Origin of the sequence: Phytoactinopolyspora halophila, from assembly GCF_003287285.1 — a bacterium.
Classification (GTDB): domain Bacteria; phylum Actinomycetota; class Actinomycetes; order Jiangellales; family Jiangellaceae; genus Phytoactinopolyspora_A; species Phytoactinopolyspora_A halophila.
Genome location: NZ_QMIG01000002.1, coordinates 441,388 through 463,682, shown reverse-complemented (window position 1 = coordinate 463,682; position 22,295 = coordinate 441,388). Strand labels below are relative to the sequence as shown.

Below are 22,295 nucleotides of genomic sequence, written 5' to 3'. Positions count from 1 at the left end.
GTCTACGTGTCTAGCAACTTCGATGTGAGAGCTCTGCCGCTGTATCGGCAGATTGCGCTGTTTGGGGGGACACTGCTTTTCATCGCCCTGTTCTTCCCGTGGGTACGTGCGAGCACGGATCTGGGAGGGCTTGGCGACGTCAGCGCCAGCGCGAATGGTTGGAACGGTATCGGCGTCCTGGTCGGCGTCCTGGTTCTGCTCCTGGTGACGTGGGAAGCGCTGCGCATCTTCGGCATAGCAGAGCAGGTGAAGGTCAAACACGATCTCGTCACGGCGGGGCTGGCCGGGCTCACGGTGCTGTTCGGCCTCATCCAGTTCATCCGCTCGCTCACCTACGGACCCTCGGGTCTGCAGGTAAGTGGCATTAGCTTCGGTCCGCACATCGGCGCATTCTTGATCATCATCCTCAGCGTCGGTCTGGGCTACGCGGCCTTCATGGCCTTCCAGGCAGCAGGTGGCTCCGAAGCGTTGAAGGAAGCGCAGAGCCAGCTCAAGGGCGATGAATCCCGGAACCCTGCCGATTCCGGCGAGACACCACCCCCGCCCTCGGCCAGTGACACATCTGGTAGCGATGAGGAGTCGACGCGGTGATGTCTGGTTCCACGGCCTGACATTCGTTCGGGCGGATTCTTCCCGGGGCCGGTGACGCGCTGGATCGAGCGGTCATCGGCCCCTGGTATGTCCAGGTCCCGTACGGATCCCGTCTTCTGCATTCTGCTTGCGGTGGTGACGACCATCGTGCACATAGTTGGCGCCATAGAGGTAGCGGCATGTGATGGAGACGAGTCACGACGGAGCAAATGATGGCCGAGAATGCGGGGGACCCGCCGCAGTCGGACGTGCCCGCGAGGTATTTCGTGCGGCGGGCCGTGCGGGAGTTTTCGGCGGACCAGTGTACCGATCTGGCCGCCGGCCTCACGTACTACGCGATGCTGGCGTTCTTTCCCGCCGTCATCGCACTCGTCTCGTTGCCCGCCCTGATCGGGCAGCAGGACGAGACAAGGGATGCCCTGTTCGAGCTCGTGGACCAGTTCATGCCGCCGGAATTGGCGCAGGACATGTACGGGCCGATCGAGCGGCTCACCCAGGTGCCCGGCGCGGGTCTCGGCTTGGTCCTCGGCCTGGTGGGTGCATTGTGGGCGGCGTCGGGCTACATCGGTGCGTTCGGCCGGGCCATGAACCGGATCTACGGAATCGCCGAGGGGCGCCCGTTCTGGAAGCTGCGTCCGGTCATGGTGCTGATCACCATTGTCGCCGTACTTCTCGTCGTCGTGACTGCCGTTCTCATGACGGTGACGGGCCCGCTGGCACGGGCGGTGGGTGATGCCATCGGTCTCGGCGAAACGACCACGCTGGTATGGGACATCGCGAAATGGCCCGTGCTGGTGGTGCTCGTCCTCATGGTGATCGCTCTCCTCTACCACGCGACGCCGAACGTGCGTCAGCCCCGGCTCCGCTGGATCAGCTGGGGCGCCCTGGTCGCGTTCGTGGTGTGGGCGGTTGCCTCGGCAGGTTTCGGTTTCTACGTGGCCAACTTCGCCAACTACGACCGCACGTATGGGTCGCTGGCCGGTGTCATCATCTTCCTGCTGTGGTTGTGGATCACGAACGTCGCTTTGTTGTTCGGCGCCGAACTGGACGTAGAACTCGAACGCCGCCGCGAGCTCATGGCCGGGATGGAGGCCGAGCAGTCGATCCAGTTGCCACCCCGAGACACGCGCACGAGCGAGAAGGCGGCGGCCAAGGAGTCCGACGACGTGGAGAGAGCACGCAAGATGCGGTCATGATCCCTGGGCACGCCGCGTGACGGCACGATCGTGAAACTGGGTGGCCAGGCGTCCCGCCCAACCGGAGCAGGCGGCGAAGATCGTGGCGCCGCGTTCCAACCACCACGCACGTCGTGCGGCGATACGGGTCCGTCGGTGCCGGCGGCGGACAGGGGCGAGGGCCCGATGGTGGGCGGCTGCCCTTTCGAGCTCGGTGGCTCGGTGTCGATGGATGATCTGGTATTGCTCGTCGAGCATGGCATACTCCAGACGTTGTGGGGGCCGGGGTCAGCGGGCCCGCGTGATGGTGATCGCGCCGCTCACCGATCTCGCGGAGATCGTGAGGGTCCGGTCCGAGTCGGCGGGGGATGCGATCTCGTCGAGCTGGGATTCGAGCCGTCCGGTGAGCGACGAGCAGTCCAGCTTCGCCGCGGTGCCGCTGGCGACTCCGACGGCGACGTCGCCGGAGGCCACCTTCGCGCCGACGGTGCCCTGTACCGCGCGGTGGATCCGGATGTCTCCAGAGGCGGTGGTCAGCGTGACATGCGACGAGACGGAGCCAATCTCGATGTTGCCGGACGCCGTCTTGACCGTGGCGTCCTCGTTGAGATCGTCGACGTCGATGTTGCCGGATGCGGACTCGAGTTCGGCCTGTCCGGTGCAGCGCACGACCTCGACGGCACCGGTGCCGGTACGAGCCTCGACGGTGCCGCAGTCGCTCACCTGGATGTGGCCGCTACCGGTCGTCGCCGACAGGGCGGTGCAGTAGGCCGCGTCGACAGCACCGGAGCCGGTCTTGGCGGAGACCCTCTCCAGATCGCCTGCCACCGTGACGTCGGCCGATCCCGTGGTGATGCTGGCCGTGCTCTTGCGCGGTACCGTGATCCGCACGTCGATCGGTGGGTCCGGAAGCAGGCTCGGACCGGTTCCGCGGCGCGAGACGTCGACCTCGAGAACATCTCCCGTCAGGTCGACCAGCGCTCGTTCGATCATCGCGCGGGCGTCTGAGTCGTCGGGATTGCTGGGTTGCAGGTCGACGACTGCCTCGCTGACATCCTCAGCGACGACCCGGATGGTGCCGGTGCGGGTGCGGAGGGTGAGTTTGATCGGCTGGTGGATAGGAATGCTGCGCGGATACATATGCGGCGACATGTGCTCCTCCTGGTTGTCTGCGAACGCTCACCGGACCCAGCCGGACATGCGGCGGCCGAGATTGATGTGGACTCCGGACTGCGGGCTGATGTGGACTCCGGATTGCGGGCCGTCCAACGTCTGCCCGATGGCGCGCACCATCCATGCGTTGACCGACATGCCCTCTGCGGCGGCGGCCTCCTCGACTCGGGCCTTGAGACTCTCCGGTAGGCGCAGCGAGATCCGGGAGACGGACTCGTCGGATTCCGATCCTGGTGGGGACGGCGGCGTGGGCGGCGCTGGCGCTTCGGGCGGCCCCAGATCCGCTTCGGTGCGCGTGTCCGTGGCGACGAACTCGGGGTTGCCACCGCGCATCCGGACATCGACGGCGACACCCTCGAGCTGCGCGGTGATCTCGCTGGCAGCGTCGCTGAACGCCTCGATCATCGTGAGCCGCAGGGACGGTTCGACGGCGTAAGACAGCCGATCGGCGGCCTCGCGGACGTCGTCGGAGGCGGTCTGTCCCGCAGCTGTGAGGGAACTGCGGAGTGCTGAGACGTAGGGCGTAAGGTCCATGACGCCACTATGACATCATGGTGGCGTCATTTCAATCGCATGATGCCGCCACTAGGCGCTATAGTGCTCGGATAGTCGGATTGACCCGCTATCGATGCATCTGCCGCGGCACTTTCCATGACGACACGGTGGCGTCGTCATGGCGCCACATGGCGCTACTCGTCCGCGGTCGAGGAGCGCTTTACGCCGTCGAGCAGGAGCTGAGCTACGTCGACGACGTCGACGTTCGTTCCCCGGCCGTCGGATTGGGCCTGGGTGAGTCCGTCGGAGAGCATCACGCGGCAGAAGGGGCATCCGATCGCGATGGAGCCGGAGGCGCCATCCTGGCCGGACTCGGCGCTGTCTCCGGAGCTATCCAGCGTTGCCAGGGCCTCCTCGGTGCGATCGCCATTGATGCGCTTGCCGATCCGTTCCTCCATCCACATGCGCGCACCTCCGGCGCCGCAGCAGAACGACGTGGAGCCGCTGCGCGGCATCTCCCGGTACTCCACGCCGGGCAGCGCGCCGACGAGCTCCCGCGGAGGCTCGTAGACCTTGTTGTGGCGTCCGAGATAGCAGGGATCGTGGTACGTGACGGGACGGCCGGCGACCTCGCCGTCCGGCGGGGCCACGGGGGTGAGCTTGCCGTCGCGGACGAGCCGGTTCAGAAGTTGCGTGTGGTGGACGACCTCGAGCTTCAGACCGAGCTGTTCGTACTCGTTCTTCAGCGTGTTGAAACAATGCGCGCACGTGGAGACGACCCGTACGGCCTCGGCTTCGCGGAGCACCTCGACGTTCTGCAGGGCCAGCTGCTGATAGAGGAACTCGTTACCGGAGCGCCGGGCGGGGTCGCCGGTGCAGGTCTCGCCATCGCCGAGCACGGCGAACGAGACACCCGCCATGTGCAGGAGCTCGGCCACCGCCTGCGTTGTCTTCTTGGCACGATCGTCGAAGGCCCCGGCACAGCCGACCCAGAAGAGCCAGTCGACTTCGTCGAGCGAGGACGGATCGTCGTCGTTGGGGCCACCGACCACTCTGACGTCGAACGGGAGGTCCTTGGCCCATTCCATCCGCTTGGAACCCGTCATTCCCCACGGATTGCCGGACTTCTCGAGGTTCTTGAACAAGCCGTTGAGTTCGCTGGGGAACTCGGTCTCGATGAGTGTCTGATACCGCCGGAGATCAAGGATGTGATCGACGTGCTCGATGTCGACCGGGCACTGTTCCACACACGCACCGCACATGGTGCACGACCAGAGCACGTCAGGATCGATAACGGCCCCGCCGTCCGGCCGTGCAGGGTCACCGTCCGTGGAGCCGACGAGGGGGCGTTCGGCCTCGGCGCGCGCATCGGCCGGCACATCCGCTAGCTGTTCGGCCGTGGCCTGCTCATTGCCCATCATGTCCGTGCCGCCACCGGCCAGCAGATAGGGGGCCTTGGCGAAGGCGTGGTCGCGCAACTGCATCACGAGCAGCTTGGGTGACAACGGTTTGTCGGTGTGCCACGCCGGGCATTGCGACTGGCACCTGCCGCACTCGGTGCAGGTGGAGAAGTCGAGCATGCCCTTCCAGGAGAAGTCCTCGACCTGACCGGCGCCGAGGCTCGCGTCCTCGTCGAGGTCGTCGATGTTCTCGAAGTCGACGGGCTCGCCGTTGACGGTGAGCGGCTTCGCGGCGCCGAGCGCGGGTGCGCCGTCGGCGTGGCGCTTGAAGAAGATGTTGAAGAAGGCCAGGCCGCGGTGCCAGGCGACACCCATGGTGAGGTGCCAGGAGATGACGATGAAGAACAGCCACGAGATTGTGATCTTCACCGCGGCGATGATGTGCACGGCCATCTCGATCGTGGAGGTCGCCACTCCGGAGACGGCGTCACCGATGAACGCGGTCAGCGGGAACAACGAGGCGTCGCCGACCAGGCGAGACTCCAGACCCCGGATCAGCAGGATGGTGACCGCGATCGCGGCGATGGTGAACTCGACGTAGTAGGCCTGCCAGAACGAGGAGCCGAAGAATCGAGATCCGCGGCCGTGGGCGCGCGGGTGACTGATCTGGCGAATCACGGTCAAGGTCAGGATGCCCAGGAGTGTCAGCCACGCGATGGCTTCCATGAGCCACTCGAACGGATGCCAGTGGCCGATGAGTGGCAGGGCGAACTCCGCGTCGAAGAGCTGGCCGTATGCCGTCAGCAGGGTGAAGACCAGGGCACCGAATCCGATCATGACGAACCAGTGCGCCACCGCGACGACAGGTCGCTTGAGCATGCGGTTGTGCCCGAGGAACTCGCGTAGCAAGGTGGCCGCGCGCTGGCGCGGATGGTCGGTGCGGGTGCGGTCGGGCTGTCCCAGTCGAACGACACGGACTATTCGTACGATCGCGTCGGTCAACACCACCAACGCGAATGCGGTGACACCGAGCGATACGGCAACGGCGACGTACTGCATGGCGCCAGGCTCCTTCCGTGCCCAGATGCGGGACGGATTTCTTACCGACCCGAGACTAGCCTACTCGCGAGTAACTTAGGTGCCATTCCGGTGGAAGTTCACGTAAGATCGACTCGGAGTCGGGCCTCGTTGATCCTGATACCGCGAACCGTACCGGGCCGAGCCGTACGGCTCGTCAGCAGGGCTGCTCAGAGCGAAGAAACACAGCTGGCCGATCTTCATGCCGGGCCAGAGTTTCATCGGAAGGGTGGCTACGTTCGAGAGCTCCAACGTGACGTGGCCGCTGAACCCTGGGTCGATGAACCCCGCTGTCGAATGGGTGAGCAATCCCAGACGCCCCAGTGAGGACTTGCCCTCAAGACGGGCGGCGACATCGTTGGCCAGCGTGACGAGTTCCAATGTCGACGCGAGCACGAATTCACCGGGATGCAGGATGAACGGTTCGTCGCTCTGGGTCTCGATCAGCCGAGTGAGCTCGGGCTGTTCCTCGGCGGGATCGATATGTGGATACCGGTGGTTTTCGAAGACACGAAAGTGCCGGTCGAGGCGGATATCGATGCTGGACGGCTGGACCATGTGCGGTTCGTAGGGCTCGAGCACCACACGGCCGGTCTCGACAGCGGCCCTGATGTCGCGGTCAGAAAGCAACATGGTGGGAAGATACCGAAAACCAGCGGCGCGTGGGCACCAGCTCGGACACTCGCCTCTTCCTCTCGGAAACGACGTCGGCCGCCGCCCGGAAGCTTTACCGGACGGCGGCCGACTTTTCGTCATTCGCTACCACGCTTCGGTGGCAGCCAGACCGGCGTGCCTTACAGGTTGCCCTGACGCCAGTCCTCGAGGAACTCGGGGTTGTCGTCGAGCCACTCCTGAACGGCCTGCTCGTTCTGCTCGCGGTCGTACTCGACGACGAGGAGGTCCTCGATCTCGAGTAGCTGCTCGTTCGTCAGGTGCAGGTTCTTCATGAGCTGCGCCGCGTTCGGGTAGTCCTCGCTGAAGCCGGTCCGGCCCAGGTTGAACAGCCGCTCGGCCTCACCCAGGGTTCCTTCGGGGTCTTCGAGGTCCCGGATGTCGTACGCGGCGTAGGCCCAGTGCGGGTGCCACAGCGTGACGACGATGTTCTCGCCCTCGTCCATGGCGGACTCCAGCTCGGCGAGCATGGCGCCGCTGGAAGAGGTGGGGAACTCCCAGTCTTCGAGCCCGTAGGTCGGGATGACCTCTTCCTCCGTGGTGCGGGTCAGACCGGCGCCGGGATCGATACCGACGATGGTCGCGCCGTACTCGTCGGCGTAGTCAGCGAGCTCGTCCAGGGACTGGGCCGGGGAGTCCTCGTTGACCGCGATGGTGAGGTAGCCCTCGTCGAACCAGCAACCCAGGTTCTCCAGATCATGGCCGAGCTGAGCACCCGAACCGTCGACGTCGATGTACTCGTCGCCATGGGTACCCGGCAGCCAGGCATCCATCAACAGGTCGAGGTCACCGTCGGCAACACCGGTGTAGACCGGGCCCGCCTCGGCCTCGAGCTCGTTGACCGTGTAGCCCTGCTCCTCCAGGGCCGCCTTGGCCAGCTCGTAGACGACGTAGTTCTCGTCCCAACCGCTGAAGATCCCGATGGTGATCTCGGTTTCATCTTCACCGGTGCCCTCGGGGTCCGGGATGGGAGCGGCCTCAGCGGTCGGATCGCACTCGGTCGCCTCGACGTCGCCGATGAGCTCGACATCACCCGATGCTCCGGTGTCTTCGCCGTTTTCTTCGCCGTTTTCTTCGCCGTTCTGCGACCCGTTGTCATCCGTCGTGGCTTCGTCAGATTCGTCATCGCCGCACGCAGCGAGAACGAGCCCGCCCGCGACGATGCCTGCGGCAAGCGCGGTGAGCTTGGACCTTCGCATGTCCTCTTCCTTTCCTAACTTCTTCTTTCGGTTACAAGACCGTTCGGCACTGGGATCAGTCCCGAACCCGGCTGGCCCGGACCACGGGTGCGCGGTCCGCGAGCGCAGCAACGATACGATCGAGGAAGATCGCCAGCACGACGACGGCGAGTCCGGCCTCGGCGCCGCGCGGAATCTGCAAGCCCTGCAGGCCGCGAACGACTTCGAGCCCAAGGCCCGCCGCTCCGACCATGGCAGCCAGCACGACCATCGACAGCGCCAGCATGATCACCTGGTTGATGCCCGCCATGATGGTCGGCAATGCCAGCGGTAGCTGGATCTGGCGCAGGATACGCAGGGGTGGCGATCCGAATGCCTGGCCGGCCTCGACCACCTCGGTATCGACATTCCGGATGCCGTGCTCGGTGAGCCGGACGCCCGGGGGCATGGCGAAGACGATGGTGGAGATCATTCCCGGCACCACGCCGATGCCGAACGCGAAGAGTGTGGGAATCAGGTACACCATCGCCGGCATCGTCTGCATGAAGTCGAGCACGGGCCGGATGGCGTTGCTCACCACTTGCGACTTCGCGGCCAAGATGCCCAGCGGCACCCCGATCAGCGTAGCGATGATCACCGAGATGAGTACGAGGGACAGCGTCTCCATCGCGCGGTCCCATTCGTCCATCCCGGCAACGACATAGAAGGCGACCGCACTGAAGATGCCGAAGGCCCACGATCGTACCAGCCATCCGATCAAGGCAAAGACGATGAGCAGGGCGAGGAATTGTGATTCGAGCTCCTCGCCCAGGGCGTGGACCCCCCAGCCGGCTGCGCCGCCGAGCACGATCGGCACGACCACGAAAGACATCGACAGTGCTCGCAGCGGAGGGAACCGTTCCCAGAACAGCAGTCCGATCAGCCCGAATAGGAGGACGATCAGAATGACCGAAGGCTCACGCAGTGCGTTGCTCAAGCCATCGTAGGCGCCACCAAGACCGTCACTGATGAGATCGAGGACGGGCTTGAAGGTGTCCTCGAACCAGCTGACGAGGTCGTCGGCCCATTGCCCGATCTCGATGCGGGGATTCAGAGGGTCGAACCCCTCGGATTGGGCGAGAATCATGCGTCACCCCCTTGCCCGGCGTTCGAAGCTTCGGTTCCGAAGCCCCTGGTGACGCCGGTCGTTGCCGCGTCCTGTGCCGGGGAATCTGCCGTGTGTACGACGTCGGCGATGCTGGCCATCGCCGACAGGAGCGTCACCCGCGGAACGACTCCGACGAGGCGTTTCTCGTCGTCGATGACGGGAAGCGGCAGCGGGTTCTCCGCCGAGGGTGCGAACAGATCGACGAGGTAGGTGTCCTGGTGGACGGCCCCGACGTCGGTATCGATGATTCCCTCCAGACTCTTGTCGCCGCGTCTGACGGCCGATACCACGTCCTGGTCGTGGACGACACCGTGTAGCTTGTCGCCGCGCCGCCCCACGGCGAAGGCGGCGACCATCTGCTTTTCCCGCATCGTGTACTGCGCTTCGCGCGGGCCGGAGTCGGCGTTCACCACGAACTGTGCGGGTTCCATGATGCTGGACGCGGTGAGCACGCGAGTGCGGTCGACATCGGCGACGAACTGGGCGACGTAGTCGTTCGCGGGATCGTTGAGGACTTCCTCGGCCGTGCCGATCTGGACGATGCGCCCGTCACGCATGACCGCGATTCGATCGCCAAGGCGCATCGCCTCGTTGAGGTCGTGCGTGATGAACACGATCGTCTTGTTCAGCGAGCTCTGCAGCTGGAGTAGCTGCTCTTGCATTTCACGTTTGATCAGTGGATCGAGTGCCGAGAAGGCCTCGTCCATGAGCATGATCTCGCTCCCGGCCGCCAGCGCCCGGGCCAGACCGACCCGCTGCTTCATCCCACCGGAGAGTTGCACGGGGAACCTGTCGCCCCAGCCGCCAAGCCCGACCATCTCCAGAGCCTCCTCGGCGCGGGCAAACCGCTCCTCCTTCGGCATGCCCTGGATGTCGAGCGCATACGCGGCGTTCTCCGCCACGGTGAGGTGCGGCAGAAGGGCGAAGTGCTGGAAGACCATGCTGATCTTCTCCTTGCGCATCTGCCGGAGCTCCGCACCGTGGGCATTCACGATGTCGGTGCCATCGACGTAGATGTGGCCGTCGGTTGCGTGCCACAACCCGTTCAACATTCGGATGAGGGTGGACTTGCCAGAGCCGGACAGGCCCATGACGACGAAAATCTCACCCGGTTCTACTTCGAAACTTGCGTCGATCACGGCTGGCGTTACGCCGAGCTTGGCTACCTCCTCACGGCTCGCGCCCTGTTTGAGCTGTTGCACCGCGAGGTCTGCCTTGCGACCAAAGACCTTATAGAGTCCTTCCGCGCGTACCGCGGCCAAAACCTCACCTCTCCCGTTTCGTCGGCCACGCGACGCACCGGGTACCGGGCGGGCTGTCTCTCAGGCGCCGCCTTCTACGGCCGCCAGTGAGCCACGCGACTCTCAACGCAGATGGGGTCTCGACGGCTCGTCGACCACAGCGTCGGTGCAGCCGTCTCGTGCCTCCACATGACCAGTGGGTAGACCCCACCCTTGTCCTGGTCCAATTCGCTACGCTATCGAAGGTTGAGGCAACCTGCACACTCCCATGCGTCAGGTCGCCGCAATGTGCGGCGATCGAGACGAGATCGCAACCAGTTGTCTCAGTTCGCGGACTAGCTGGTCCGTAATGCGGTAATGGGCTCTACTCGTGCTGCTCGCCACGCCGGATACGTGCCGGCCACCAGCCCGATCATCGCTCCCAGGAGAGGCGCGACGATCGCGAGACGATAGTCGAGCAACGGGGTCCAGTCCCGAACTGCCGAGACGCCCACGGTAGCGAGCACGCCGGCGGCGGCACCGATTAGCCCGCCGAGAAAGCCGATGATCACGCTCTCGACGACGAACTGGCCCGCGACGTGCGTGCGGGTGGCACCAACCGCACGCCGGAGGCCGATTTCGGACGTGCGCTCCAACACGGACAGCAGGGTGACGGTCGCGATACCCAGGCCGCCCACCAGGAGTGCGAGACCGCCGAGAGCGAGGAAGACCGCGTTGATATCCGTCGAGACGTCCTCGCGTAACGAACCGGGGGGTGGTGGCACGTCGACGCTCAAGAGATCCGGATTATTGGGCAAGACGGCGAGCGGCGCTTGCTCCCCGATGAGCTGGGCCGCACCCATCTCGGTGCGGATCTCGACGGCGTTCGGCGCCCCCGTCCCGTAGACCGCAGCTGCGGTCCCCATCGGCATGATCGCGGCGTCGAGCAGTTCTGCCCGGGCGCTGACCGAATCGAGGATTCCAACGACGGTGAAGGAGCGCTCACCGATGAAGATCGACGGCTGGGTGTCGACCCGGGAGATTCCGAGCCGTTCTGCAGCGTACTTGCCGAGAACGACGACGGCGTCGCCGCGCTCGTCGTGCCCGTCGTCGAATACGCGCCCGTCGGCGATCATGGCGTTGACGGCGTCGAAAAGCCCGGCTGAGGCGGCGACCGTCGGGATGTCGTGCTCGATGGAGCCGGAAGGATCGCTGACGGGAACGCCGCGTACCCGGTCGCCACCGACGTCGACCCGAGCGAACGTACCGGCGGCCGCGGTTCCAGCCAGCCGGTTGACACGCTCGGCGGCGTCCCCGGGAAGCTGGACCGCCTGGACGGCGCCGTCGGGCCCGTCACGCTCGCCGGGTTCGACGACGACGCGGGTGGCCGACGCGGCGTCGAAGCGTTCCGATATCTGGCCCGAAGCCGTCTGGCCCAGACCGATCGTGGACACCAGCGCGGCGATGCCCACGACCGTGCCGAGGGTGGTCAACGCGAGCCGGGACGGCCGGGCCGTCACCCCGGCCAGGGCCTCCCCGAGCAGGTCTCTGATCGACAATCGCCTCGCGGGACGATCGCGCCGTCTGATCACGGGTCGTTTCATCGCTTCTCTTCGCTCAAGGTCCCGTCAGTGATGCGTACGCGCCGCTGGGCTCGTTTGCTGACGTCGTCGTCGTGAGTGACCACGGCGAGGGTCAACCCCTCAGCGTGTAGCTTGCCGAAGATGTCCAGCACGGCCTCGGCATTCGAGGAGTCGAGGTTGCCTGTCGGTTCGTCGGCGAGCAGCAGGCTGGGCTCGGCGACCAGCGCACGGGCGATTGCGGCCCGCTGGCGTTCTCCCCCGGACAGCGTGGCGGGATCCGCGTCGACGCGATGCCCCAGACCCACCCGATCCAAGGTGGCGCGGGAGCGTTCGAACCGTTCGCGCCGGGACACCCGCTGGTAGAGCATGGACAGCGCGACGTTCTCCACGACATTACGGTGGGCGAGCAAATGGAAGGCTTGGAAGACGAAACCGATTCGCTCGCCACGCAGGCGCGACCGCCGGCGTTCGGACAGCGTGCTGACGTCGACGCCGTCCAGCACGTACGTGCCCGCCGTCGGACGGTCGAGGAGCCCCAGCAGATGCAGCAGGGTCGACTTGCCCGAACCGGACGTGCCGACGATGGAGAGGTATTCGCCCGGAGAGATGGTGAGATCGACGTTCTCGACGGCCCGGACCTCGGGTGGACCGGGAAACGTGCGGCCGATTCCCTTCATCTCAACGACGGGAACCTCGGTGTCTGCATCGTGGACGACCTGCAGTTCAGCCGTCGTCATCGGTGTCATCCGCCTCGGCGTCATTCTCCTGGCCGACAATGACGAGGTCGTTTTCCGCTAGCTCGCCATCCACGGGGGTGACCTCGGCGTAGCCGTCCGTGGTCAATCCGACCTCGACCTCCACCAGCTCGGTGGCTGGTTCGTCGTCCTCGGCGTCCGGTCGCTGGACCTCGATGCGTGCCTCTTCGTCGGGCCCCGTGGTCAGCGCTGCGAGAGGTACCGCCAGGACCTCTCCGTCCGTGCTCTCCACCGGGATCGTCACTCGCACGTTGGCCGAGCGGAGGACCTCAACGTGCTCGTCGGTGAGCTCGTCAGGAGTGAGGACGACGCGGAACTCGTCACTCTCCTCGTCGTCGGATTCCCCGATCTTGGTGATCGTCGCAGTCACATTCTCGCCGGTTGGAAGTTCGAGGATGGCCTCGTCCTCCTTGCTGATGAGCTCGCGCGCGGTGGCATCGACCGAGGCGTTGACGACCAGATCGGCACCGCTGATCGACATCACCGGGCCGTCGACGGTGCCACCACGCTCCACGTTCACCTCATCGATGCGCCGCGGGAACGTGGGGACAAAGGCCGCCTCCGAGGAAGGCAGCGGCGTGCTGGCTGCAACGGCCGCAGCATCCCGTTCCTCTCGCGCTTCGGCGAGCCGCTGCTTCGCATTTTCCAGGGCGTCCTCTTCGGCGGACGTATCCGGGCCTTCGAGCAACTCCTCCAGTCGTGCCTGCGCGAGGTCGAGCTGTGCCTGGGCGTCCGCGATCGCCTCGTCGTCGCCCTGCTCGCGTGCCTGTTCGAGAGCGCGTTCGGCCTTGTCGACGTCGTTCTGGGCGGAGATCTTCTCGGACTTGCTGGGCCCGCTGGATGCCTCGGCGAGAGCTGCCTCGGCATTGGCTACCTCGTCTTCAGCCTGGCGTACCGCTTCCTCGGCAGATTCGAGCTCCGCCTGCACCTCCGGATCGACGGCAGGGGGCTCGTACCCGGCGTCTTCGAACAGGGCCGCGACGGCCCGGCCCGTCGCGGCCGTGTAGGTTTCGTCCACCGACCCGGGATCGAAGCCGAGTTCCTGGAGCGCCTCCTCCAGCTGCTCGACGTCCGGACCGCTCATGCCGGGTTGCAGCGATCGGTACATGGGAAGATCGCCGGGCAGGGCGATCACCGGCCGGCCGATGACCTCGAGAAGCACATCGCCGGCATCAGCTTCGTCGCCGACCTCGGGAACGTGCCCGGTGACCACGGGAGCGCTCTCGGTGCCGGTGAACTCGAGCTCGACGTCCACGGCACCCGTATATGAGGCATCTCCTCGTGTCACCACCTCACTCTCCAAGGTGCGGGACTCGACCGGTACGGTGACCTCAGAAGCCTGCGGTGGCTCCGCTTCTGCTGCGGCGTCCGCCGGTGAGGTTATTCGCGTACCGGCGTATACGCCGGCGACAAGCGCCCCGACGGCTACGGTGATCACGACCAGCAGCGTTCGTGTGCGCGCGTGCATCAGCCCTGTCCGCCGCGTTGGACGACTTCGTCACGGAATTGCTCGAGCTCTTCCTTGTGCTGCTCGACGAACTCCTCTTCCATCTCGAAAGCAACCTCACGGTACGTCTCCAGGTAATGCTCTTGCTGGCAGGCGTAGTCAACGGTCGCCACATCGACCTCGTACTCTTGAATCTCGGCGAGTTCTTCCTGGTCGAGCTCGTCGAAGGGATTTGTCATCATCCCCGAGCTACCGCCGTCTTCACCCTCTTGGCTAGCCGTGTACAGCTCGTTCATCCGCTGCAGAACCGACTGCTCGGCGTCGTCAGGATGCTCGAAATCGGGGTAGCCGCCGTCGGCCATGCAATGTTGCCATTCGGATACCGCATCCTCCAGACGTGGATCGCTCCGTATCCGCTCTTGTAGCGCGCTGACGTCGCTCATCAGACCGTCGAAATCGCGCATGTCGACGGACTCGCCCTCCGACTGTTCATAGACTTCCGCCGACGCCTGACCTTGGCATCCCCGATCCTCTGGGGCAGGTGGCTCGGGAGGGGCGGTTTGCTCGGCGCCCTCCTCCGAGACAGCCTCCTCGGTTCCGGTCATATCTCCCCAGAGGGCACGGTCGTAGGCCTCACGTTCGGTCTCGGACATGTCCTCGCGGATCTCTTCGTTCGGATCCGCGGGCTCCTCCTCGTTTCCGGCCATGAGCGTCGTGAAGCCATATCCATACTCTTCGGCGAACTCCTCCGGTTCGAGTGCAAAGGCCTCCTCGAACTCCGAGTTGGCGGACTCCAGATCGTCCGCCGACCTCGGCACGTACTCGAAGCCCTCCTCCTGCATGCACTCGGCAACGAGTTCCTCGAACCGCTGGAAGTTCTGCCGTTCCTCCTCGGACATCTCCCGGTCTTCGCTGCCGACGGATGATACGGCCCGATTGCCGAAACCCGACGAATACATGCCGCCCATGTACTCTTCCAGAGGGCTCTGCTCGTCGCTCGAGCTGCTGGCCGCCGTGTCGTCGGAGTCGTCGGAACACGCCGTGAGGACGAGGGCGACAGCCCCCATGCTTGCCCACATCGTCATTCGTATTCGTGACCTGATCATGGATCGAGGGTAGCCAGGACGGAAGATCATCCAACACCCCCGGGTACGCGCCTCGACGTCGCGAGTTGCTCGATCAACCATCGCTCCAGCGTGCGGTGAAACCTGTGAAGTTCCTATGAAGACCCGGTCAGAATGGTGTTCTTCACCGAATCTTGACGCGGTCTTGGCACACTCTCCCCCATGGGAGCCCGAATCCTGGTCGCCGAGGACGATCACAAGCAGGCCGACTTGGTTCGTCGCTATCTGGAACGAGAAGGGCACTCAGTGGTCGTGGTCAGTGACGGACGGGCCGCCATCGACGAAGCCCGTTGGCGTTCACCAGACCTTGTCGTCCTCGACGTGATGATGCCCCGTGCAGATGGGCTCGACGTCTGCCGGATTCTACGCGCCGAAACCGACGTCCCGGTCGTCATGGCGACGGCGCGCTCGACCGAGGACGACCTGTTGTTGGGCCTGGATCTCGGTGCGGACGACTACATCACGAAGCCGTACAGTCCGCGCGAGCTCGTGGCTCGAGTGCGTGCCGTGCTCCGGAGAACGGCACGCACCGGCGGTCTGGACGGGCAGCGGTATCGAATCGGAGGTCTCGTGGTCGACGAGGCTCGGCACGAGGTCTGGAAGGGGAACAGCCGGGTTGATGTGACACCGGCGGAGTTCAAGATTCTCGAATGCCTGGCTGCGTCACCCGGTCGCGCGTTCAGCCGGCAGCACCTCCTGGAACACGCCTTCGGGTTCGATCATTACGTGCTGGATCGCACGATCGACGTGCACGTCATGAATCTGCGCCGGAAAGTCGAGCCGGATCCGGCAGCGCCGACGTACCTGATCACCGTTTTCGGAGTCGGATACAAGATGGCGGAGATACCCGATGCGACATAGCTTGCCGATGCGGCTTCTCGGCCTGGCGCTTGCCGTCGCAACCCTGGCGATCGTCGCGACGGCATGGCTGACCTCCCGGGACACCGGGGAACGGTTTCGCGGGGAGTTCGAACGCACGCTGGAAGCGGACACGTTCATCTATCAGGAGCTCATGTCCTACGCGGCACGACATGATTCGTGGGACGACGTAGATGATCATTTGATCGAGCTGGCGGAACGTACGGATCGTCGAGTGGCGCTGGCGGATGACGACGGCCGGATCGTCGCTGACTCGGCTGAATCATCGGGAGGTACGCCGCCGTTGCCGTCGAACCCGACCGCGGAGATCGACGTGCTGTCTTCTAACCAGCTTGCTGTGGGAACCGCGCGAACCTCGGGAGGTGACAACACCGGCGGTGTTGTCATTGAAGAACATGTGGAGGTTGGTCCGGTCTTCGGCACGAGGACGCGAGTGGGCGGGTTCTTGTCCATGCCAGAGGTGCCACTTCAGTGGCGGATGACCGACGAGGAGGCCGAACGGCGTGAGCGGCTAGCGGCAGAGGCGCGAGAGTGCATGAAGGAGGGCGAGCTCGACCAACTGCCCGTAGATGTGAATGACGAGGAGCTGCGCTCGTGCGTCAGTGACGAGCTGCTCGAACCGACCCAGGCGGCAGCGGAAGCCAACGATATGCAAGCCAGCATCGTTTCCGACTGTCTCGACGAGGCCGACATCCCCCACACCGTCGTCACCGGCGACCGGGGACTGCGCCAGGTGGTGCCGCTGAGTGAAGGCGACGACGGGGCACAGATGCGCGACGACACGCGGATCGACGACGAGCGCTGGTCGGAGTGCATGGACCGTGGCTGGAACGAGGCCATGGAGTCCTTCACCGCCGATCCGGTCGTGATGTACACCGGCACCACCGAGAGATTTGACCCGTTCTTCGGCGACGGCTGGTGGCGAACCGTCCTCGCCGGGCTGGCCGTGCTCGCGGCGGCGACCGGCGTCACCGTGCTGGTAGGCCGCCGCATGACCCGCCCGATCCATGCGCTCACAGCGGCCGCGAGGCGAATGGGTGCAGGCGACCGGAGTGCGCGGGTCGAGGTGAACGGCAAGGACGAGATTGCCGACCTCGGCCGGGCGTTCAACTCCATGGCCGAGTCCATCGAGGTGAACGAGGCGCAACGCAAAGCCATGGTGAGTGATATCGCGCACGAGTTGCGTACGCCACTGTCCAACGTCAGCGGATATCTCGAAGCGGCCGAAGACGGTGTCGTCCCCCTGGATTCGTCGCTGGTTTCGTCGTTGCGGGAGGAATCCGCACTGCTCCAGCGGTTGATCGACGACCTACAGGACCTGGCCCTGGCTGACGCTGGAATGCTTCGTGTCTACCCGGAAGAACAGGATGCGGCAGCGCTGGCCCGTCAAGTCGTCGCAGCGCATCGGGCTGCCGCCGACGAGGCCGGCGTGGAGCTGCGGCTGGATGCCGAGCCGGTGACTGTAGCCTTCGATCCGGAACGTCTGCGCCAGGCCCTGGGGAACCTCTTGTCGAATGCCATCCGGTTCACTCCTGAAGGCGGGACCGTCACCGTCTATGCACGTGGTGGGGATGAGTCCGCGTCGTTGGTGGTGGAGGACGATGGACCTGGCGTCCCGGAAGAACACCTGCCCCACTTGTTTGACCGTTTCTACCGGGTCGAAGGGTCACGAAGCCGCGAGACCGGTGGCAGCGGCCTCGGGCTGGCGATTTGCAAGCATCTTGTCGAGGCGCACGGCGGCACTATCGACGTCGCCAGTACCGCAGGTGCGGGCTCGGTGTTCACGATACGTCTACCCCTGCGCCAACCGGCCGGTATCGGCTGACGTCGGGAGATGACCGAAGCGGCCTGAACCAGGTATTATTCAACCCGGTCGTTACCCTTCGGGGTGGCGTTCGCGGGTGTAGTTCAATGGCAGAACTTCAGCTTCCCAAGCTGACAGTGCGGGTTCGATTCCCGTCACCCGCTCCACAAGAAGCCGCAGATCACAGCCTCTTCACCTCCCATCTCGTGTAGCTGCCGGTACTCCGGCTCGGTAGCGTGGGCCATTACCGTGCCACTAGCTCGTTGTGGCGTAGACACTGGCCGCCCATCGTGGTCATCGGACTGATCGGCTTCGTTCAGATGGGCATCAATGTGCACGAACGGCCGTGGATATGCTCGGCTCCCTGTCGATTCAGGGGCGCACGATCGCGTCACGGAATCGTTCGAGTTCGTCCTCGTGCCGTTCGACGAACTCCTGTTCCATCTCGAAGGCCACCTCGCGGTAGGTCTCGTTGTAGTGCTCTTGCCGGCAGGCATAGTCGGCCGTGGCCACGTCGACCTCGTATTCCTGGAGCTCGGCGAGCTGTTGCTGGTCGAGATCCTCGGACGTGCCACCATCTTCCATGTCACCTGAGTCTTCGTCCTGCGCGGATCTGCGCAGGTCAGTCATTCGCTGAAGGACCGAAGACATGGCTTCGTCTGGATGCTCGAGGTCGGAGTGTCCACTGTCAGCCATGCAGTGTTGCCAGTCGGAGGCGGCTTCCGTCACCCGGGGGTCGTTGCGGATTCTGTCGTGCAGCGAAGCGACATCACTCATGAGACCTGCGAATTGCTCCGTGACCGGGGCGTCGGCTGTCTCCGGGTATACCTCGGCGGTCGCCTGACCTCGACACCCGCGCTTCTCGGGTGGGAGCTCGCCCGGATGGCCTTCCGCTTCATGTGTGGTATCCGTATCCATCTCGCCGTTGAGGGCGCGGTCGTAGGCCTCGCGCTCAGGTGCCGACATGTTTTGGCGGATCTCTTCGTTTGGGTCCTCGGGCCGATCGTCATGCTTGAACATGAGCGTGGTGATCCCGTATCCGTGCTCTTCGGCGAACTCTTCGGGTCCGAGTGAATACGCTTCTTCGTACTCTGCGATGTCCGATCGCTGGTCGTCTGCTGACCTCGGCACGTATTCGAAGCCCTCTTCCTGCATGCACTGGGCAACGAGCTGCTCAACGCGCCGGTAGTCGTTCCGCTCGTCTTCAGACATACCCGGGTCGTCAGCTCTGATGATTGCCTGTTCCCGATGATCGACACCGGGATAGTGAACGCCCATGTACTCCTTGAGCGGGCTCTCTTCCCCGTCGGCGCTACCAGACGGAGCGTTGGGGGAATCGGCAGAACATCCGGTGAGCACGAGAGCAACGGCGCCCATACTGATCAACGTCACTCTTCGCGTTGCCGAGCTGATCATGTGCCGAGGTTATACGTGAGCTGCCTACTCCAACTATGATCCACGGACTGCCAAGTGGGCTTCTATTCTGGATCGAGTGGATTTCTTCTAGATCATTCTGCCAGGGCTATGGACCGAAACATCGACAGAATCGCCGTTGATCATCGGATCATGGGCGGCGTGCCGTGCATCCGTGGCACCCGTATACCCGTGTCCATGGTCGTTGGCCGCCTGGCGGAAGGCTCGTCCCGGGAAGAGATCCTGGCCGACTACCCGCAGCTGTCGACGGAAGACATCGACGCAGCAGCCGCCGTGGCGGAGAGCCGTGTATTGATCTCGGCTGACACTGACTTGGGGAGTTGTTGGCTACGAGCGGCGCATCATTACCCAGCGTGGTGTTGATCCGCAGACCCGCCAAGCATCCCGACGAACAGGCGGCCGTTCTCATCGCCAACCTTCCGGCGGTGGAGGAGGACCTATCATCCGGCGCAGTAGTGGCGATCCTCAACGACCGCATCCGGGTACGCCGTCTGCCAATGGGCGGATCTGAATCGACGTGAGTCGCGGGCCATTGGCGGGCCATTAACCCGGGCGACTTCGGGGAGCCGAGTACCAGACCTTCTCCGGTGATCTCCAAGTACTGTTGGCGGACCTGGATAGTCGCGCCCGCGAGATCGATGTGCAGCCTCCAGAACGGTGACCTCGCCGTACCGCAGACTCGCAAATGCCGTTACGAGGATCATCAACCGATAGCGGTCCAGCATGGCGTCTGCCAGCTCACCTGTTTGAGCGGGATCCGTGGCGGCTCCTGTGGCGTTTCCTTGTCTGCCCCGGGGATTTGGCATGGATTCCGGGGCAACAAGCTGGTCCTCATTGACCGCCGTTCACAGCACGGCCTTCCTGCGATCGAAGCGGAACAAGGTGTGGCTAAACTGGCTGCGGGTGCCGGGAGTCCTTCTCGCTACTCTAATTGTCGCCGCCGTTATAGGTCATCGGAGCTTCAATTATCGCGGCAATACGATTTGCCACCCAATATGTCTTTCCGCCTCTACCTCGTGAGTCAATTTCAGTTAGCCATCCCCTTCGGGCGGCGTCCCGAATCAGATTTCGGGCGCCTTGATTCGTGAGTCCAGTGTTGCTTTCAACACTCCCGACGGTTACGTATGGGTTCTGGAAAAGGTGTTCAACGAGCGCAGGTAGGCTCGACCTGGACTGCGCGGCTTCTTTTCTATAACTCTCTCGAAGTTCGATGAGACGCCCTGCCCGTTCGACTGCATCATCTGCTTGACGCCGGACTGCGGTCAGAAAGAACTGTAGCCATTGCTCGACCTCGCCCCTTTCCCGGACGGCTTGGAGACGGTCGTAGTACTCTTGCCGATGGGATTCAAGATAGCCTGATAAATATAGAATGGGTGCACTGAGTCTCCCCTCTGCCATCAGCATCAAGTTGATTAGCAGGCGACCGATGCGGCCATTTCCATCGAGGAAAGGGTGTATGGTTTCGAACTGATAATGCATGAGCCCACATTTTATGAGAACCGGATAGACGCTAGGTGTGTTGACGAATTCTTCCCAGTCTGTCAGGAGGTCGGGAATTAGATTGTGTAGTGGGGGTACGTACAGGGCTGTGTCGGGACTGTCTGTGGGAGAACCGACCCATACCGGAGATCTCCGGAGTTCACCAGGAAGCTTATCTTCGCCCCGGACTCCTTGCAGTAATATTTCGTGAAGCCGAAAGATTAACCGCTGAGTGATGGGAAGTTCCTCGATTAGCCGAAGTCCCTCGTAGGCAGCCTGTAGGTAGCGCGTCACTTCTGCAATGTCTTCATTTTCGGCTCTGGTGCCGCCGGCTTTTGCTTGAAGGACATCGGACATGGAGGCTTGAGTTCCTTCGATGCGGGAACTTGCCACAGCTTCACGGGTTAGATAGGGACCGACAAGCAGCTGTGGATCTTTTATGATTCTTCCCAGTCCCTGAAGGTGCCCGAGAGCCGCATCAGCATCGGAGAGTGCAGCAATAGTCGCACTTCCCAGGGGTAAGCTCCGCGGAACGGGGCGAGGAGCGAAGTACCAGAAGGCATAGCGGTTCCCTGGCTCTTTGGCTGCCTGGCCGAAGGTGGGGGCCTGGTACCGGGAGTGGTCCATGCAGGCAAACTACAACACAAGGTGGCCTTGAGTTGGAAGTTCACGCCTGGAACGGGCTCCAGCCTTGTTGCGTGGTGCAAGTGACTGGCTGGTTTGGTTGGAAGTTGTTCCGTGTGGTTGCAGTGGATTTGGAAGAAGCGGGCAAACTTCCAAGTGACTGGCTGGTTTGGTTGGAAGTTGTTCCGTGTGGTTGCAGTGGATTTGGAAGAAGCGCTCAACTTCGACGTCGCGAGGCGGCGCATGTCGTGGCTTCGATGGCCGGTCGGCCGCCTACGTGTGGAGGCCGGGCTGCGGCGAACGCCAACTGTCAGGTCATCCACCATGGCGCAGCACTGCTCGTACAACGAACGATCAGGCACACTTTCGTGTGCCCGGCGTACGCGCCTCGCCCCTCAGCCATGACGTGCTCGCCCTCGATGATCGACATCAATGAGCACCTCATTGATGTCGATTTCGGTATCACCGCTGCTGATTCGATACTTCGGGCTCGCGCTCCCCTGCGATTGCCGGGATGGATCAGGGCTGTTCCATGATGCGGATCATGTTTCCTGCGGGATCACGGAATGCGCAGTCGCGAACTCCCCACGGCTGATCGGTCGGCTCCTGGACAACTTCGGCATCGCTGGCTTGCAGCCGCTCGAACGTGGCGTCGAGGTCTGTGGTGGCCAGGTTGACACCGGCATAGGTGCCCTTGGCCATCATCTCGGTGATGACGCGGACCTCGTCCTCGGTCTTGCCGCATCCGTCTGGTGCGGGCGGCTCCAAGACGATGGACGTGCCGGGCTGGCTGGTGGGGCCGACCGTGATCCAGCGCATCCCGCCGTATCCGACGTCACCGCGGACCTCGAAGCCGAGAGTGTCGCGGTAGAACGCCAGGGAGGCGTCCGGATCGTTGTGCGGGAGGAAGCTCGCGTGAATGGTGATATCCATGCGTGTCACGCTAGCTGGCGTTCCGTCGCCCGCGCTTCTCGGATCCTGATCGGCCTGCTCACCCGTGTCGCCACGCCCGGCGACATCCCGTGGCGGGTCGGCCTC

Annotated in this window: 21 protein-coding genes and 1 tRNA gene; 7 read left to right on the top strand and 15 right to left on the bottom strand. The window is 64.0% G+C overall.

Translation table 11 applies throughout. The annotated features are described in order from the left end of the window. Nucleotides 1–6: 6 nt before the first annotated feature. Nucleotides 7–591, top strand: coding sequence for a hypothetical protein (locus DPM12_RS04635; RefSeq protein WP_112257070.1), 585 nt, complete (start codon nt 7–9; stop codon nt 589–591). Between the two features lie 212 nt (nt 592–803). Continuing rightward, the gene (locus DPM12_RS04630) at nt 804–1,787 is read left to right on the top strand and encodes a YihY/virulence factor BrkB family protein (RefSeq protein ID WP_158542739.1); all 984 of its coding nucleotides are present in this window, start codon (nt 804–806) and stop codon (nt 1,785–1,787) included. Here the strand turns inward: DPM12_RS04630 and DPM12_RS04625 are convergent. From DPM12_RS04625 to DPM12_RS04570, 12 genes are all read right to left on the bottom strand, one after another. Beyond that, on the bottom strand, nt 1,782–2,024 hold the full coding sequence (locus DPM12_RS04625; RefSeq protein ID WP_112257068.1) for a hypothetical protein: 243 nt from the start codon (nt 2,022–2,024) through the stop codon (nt 1,782–1,784). The two genes, DPM12_RS04630 and DPM12_RS04625, sit on opposite strands and share 6 nt — an antisense overlap. Nucleotides 2,025–2,054: 30 nt before the next feature. Beyond that, nucleotides 2,055–2,918 carry a DUF4097 family beta strand repeat-containing protein gene (locus tag DPM12_RS04620; protein ID WP_112257067.1) on the bottom strand — a complete coding sequence of 288 codons (864 nt, stop codon included), beginning with the start codon at nt 2,916–2,918 and terminating at the stop codon, nt 2,055–2,057. A gap of 27 nt (nt 2,919–2,945) precedes the next feature. Beyond that, entirely contained in the window at nt 2,946–3,473 is a 528-nt protein-coding gene (locus DPM12_RS04615) for a toxin-antitoxin system HicB family antitoxin (protein WP_112257066.1), read from the bottom strand. A gap of 155 nt (nt 3,474–3,628) precedes the next feature. After that, nucleotides 3,629–5,893 (bottom strand): (Fe-S)-binding protein, encoded by a 2,265-nt coding sequence (locus tag DPM12_RS04610; RefSeq protein ID WP_112257065.1) that lies wholly within the window; start codon nt 5,891–5,893, stop codon nt 3,629–3,631. Nucleotides 5,894–5,968: 75 nt separating this feature from the next. After that, nucleotides 5,969–6,544 (bottom strand): dCTP deaminase, encoded by a 576-nt coding sequence (gene dcd / locus DPM12_RS04605; RefSeq protein WP_112257064.1) that lies wholly within the window; start codon nt 6,542–6,544, stop codon nt 5,969–5,971. Nucleotides 6,545–6,705: 161 nt separating this feature from the next. After that, complete coding sequence (locus DPM12_RS04600; protein WP_112257063.1) at nt 6,706–7,782, bottom strand: glycine betaine ABC transporter substrate-binding protein; 1,077 nt, start codon at nt 7,780–7,782, stop codon at nt 6,706–6,708. Nucleotides 7,783–7,837: 55 nt separating this feature from the next. Next, nucleotides 7,838–8,887, bottom strand: a complete 1,050-nt coding sequence (locus DPM12_RS04595) for an ABC transporter permease (RefSeq protein WP_211658426.1) — start codon at nt 8,885–8,887, stop codon at nt 7,838–7,840. Further along, nucleotides 8,884–10,170 (bottom strand): quaternary amine ABC transporter ATP-binding protein, encoded by a 1,287-nt coding sequence (locus DPM12_RS04590; protein ID WP_112257062.1) that lies wholly within the window; start codon nt 10,168–10,170, stop codon nt 8,884–8,886. Before DPM12_RS04590 ends, DPM12_RS04595 begins: the two co-directional genes overlap by 4 nt. Nucleotides 10,171–10,484: 314 nt before the next feature. Beyond that, nucleotides 10,485–11,732, bottom strand: coding sequence for an ABC transporter permease (locus tag DPM12_RS04585; RefSeq protein ID WP_112257061.1), 1,248 nt, complete (start codon nt 11,730–11,732; stop codon nt 10,485–10,487). Next, a complete protein-coding gene (locus tag DPM12_RS04580) occupies nt 11,729–12,448 on the bottom strand; it encodes an ABC transporter ATP-binding protein (protein WP_112257060.1) in 720 nt (239 codons plus the stop codon). The genes DPM12_RS04585 and DPM12_RS04580 overlap by 4 nt, the downstream gene beginning before the upstream one ends. Beyond that, complete coding sequence (locus DPM12_RS04575) at nt 12,435–13,934, bottom strand: peptidoglycan-binding protein (protein WP_112257059.1); 1,500 nt, start codon at nt 13,932–13,934, stop codon at nt 12,435–12,437. Before DPM12_RS04575 ends, DPM12_RS04580 begins: the two co-directional genes overlap by 14 nt. Continuing rightward, nucleotides 13,934–14,980 (bottom strand): hypothetical protein, encoded by a 1,047-nt coding sequence (locus DPM12_RS04570; RefSeq protein WP_123788230.1) that lies wholly within the window; start codon nt 14,978–14,980, stop codon nt 13,934–13,936. Before DPM12_RS04570 ends, DPM12_RS04575 begins: the two co-directional genes overlap by 1 nt. A gap of 219 nt (nt 14,981–15,199) precedes the next feature. Between DPM12_RS04570 and DPM12_RS04565 the strand changes: the two genes are divergently transcribed. From DPM12_RS04565 to DPM12_RS04555, 3 genes are all read left to right on the top strand, one after another. Then, nucleotides 15,200–15,898 (top strand): response regulator transcription factor, encoded by a 699-nt coding sequence (locus tag DPM12_RS04565; protein WP_112257057.1) that lies wholly within the window; start codon nt 15,200–15,202, stop codon nt 15,896–15,898. Then, nucleotides 15,888–17,741 carry a sensor histidine kinase gene (locus DPM12_RS04560; RefSeq protein ID WP_112257056.1) on the top strand — a complete coding sequence of 618 codons (1,854 nt, stop codon included), beginning with the start codon at nt 15,888–15,890 and terminating at the stop codon, nt 17,739–17,741. Before DPM12_RS04565 ends, DPM12_RS04560 begins: the two co-directional genes overlap by 11 nt. Before the next feature lie 72 nt (nt 17,742–17,813). Next, a tRNA-Gly gene (locus DPM12_RS04555) sits at nt 17,814–17,887 on the top strand. A gap of 205 nt (nt 17,888–18,092) precedes the next feature. Here DPM12_RS04555 and DPM12_RS04550 read toward each other — a convergent pair. Continuing rightward, nucleotides 18,093–19,136, bottom strand: coding sequence for a hypothetical protein (locus tag DPM12_RS04550; RefSeq protein WP_123788231.1), 1,044 nt, complete (start codon nt 19,134–19,136; stop codon nt 18,093–18,095). A gap of 108 nt (nt 19,137–19,244) precedes the next feature. On the opposite strand from DPM12_RS04550, the gene DPM12_RS24245 reads away from it, so the two are divergent. Next, nucleotides 19,245–19,517 (top strand): DUF433 domain-containing protein, encoded by a 273-nt coding sequence (locus DPM12_RS24245; RefSeq protein WP_112257054.1) that lies wholly within the window; start codon nt 19,245–19,247, stop codon nt 19,515–19,517. Next, nucleotides 19,508–19,675: a hypothetical protein gene (locus DPM12_RS23070; protein WP_158542736.1), complete on the top strand. Its 168-nt coding sequence runs from the start codon at nt 19,508–19,510 to the stop codon at nt 19,673–19,675. The genes DPM12_RS24245 and DPM12_RS23070 overlap by 10 nt, the downstream gene beginning before the upstream one ends. A 406-nt stretch (nt 19,676–20,081) precedes the next feature. Here DPM12_RS23070 and DPM12_RS04540 read toward each other — a convergent pair whose 3' ends face one another. Beyond that, entirely contained in the window at nt 20,082–21,260 is a 1,179-nt protein-coding gene (locus DPM12_RS04540; RefSeq protein WP_112257053.1) for a Fic family protein, read from the bottom strand. Between the two features lie 516 nt (nt 21,261–21,776). After that, the gene (locus DPM12_RS04535) at nt 21,777–22,190 is read right to left on the bottom strand and encodes a VOC family protein (RefSeq protein ID WP_211658423.1); all 414 of its coding nucleotides are present in this window, start codon (nt 22,188–22,190) and stop codon (nt 21,777–21,779) included. Nucleotides 22,191–22,295 lie beyond the last annotated feature (105 nt).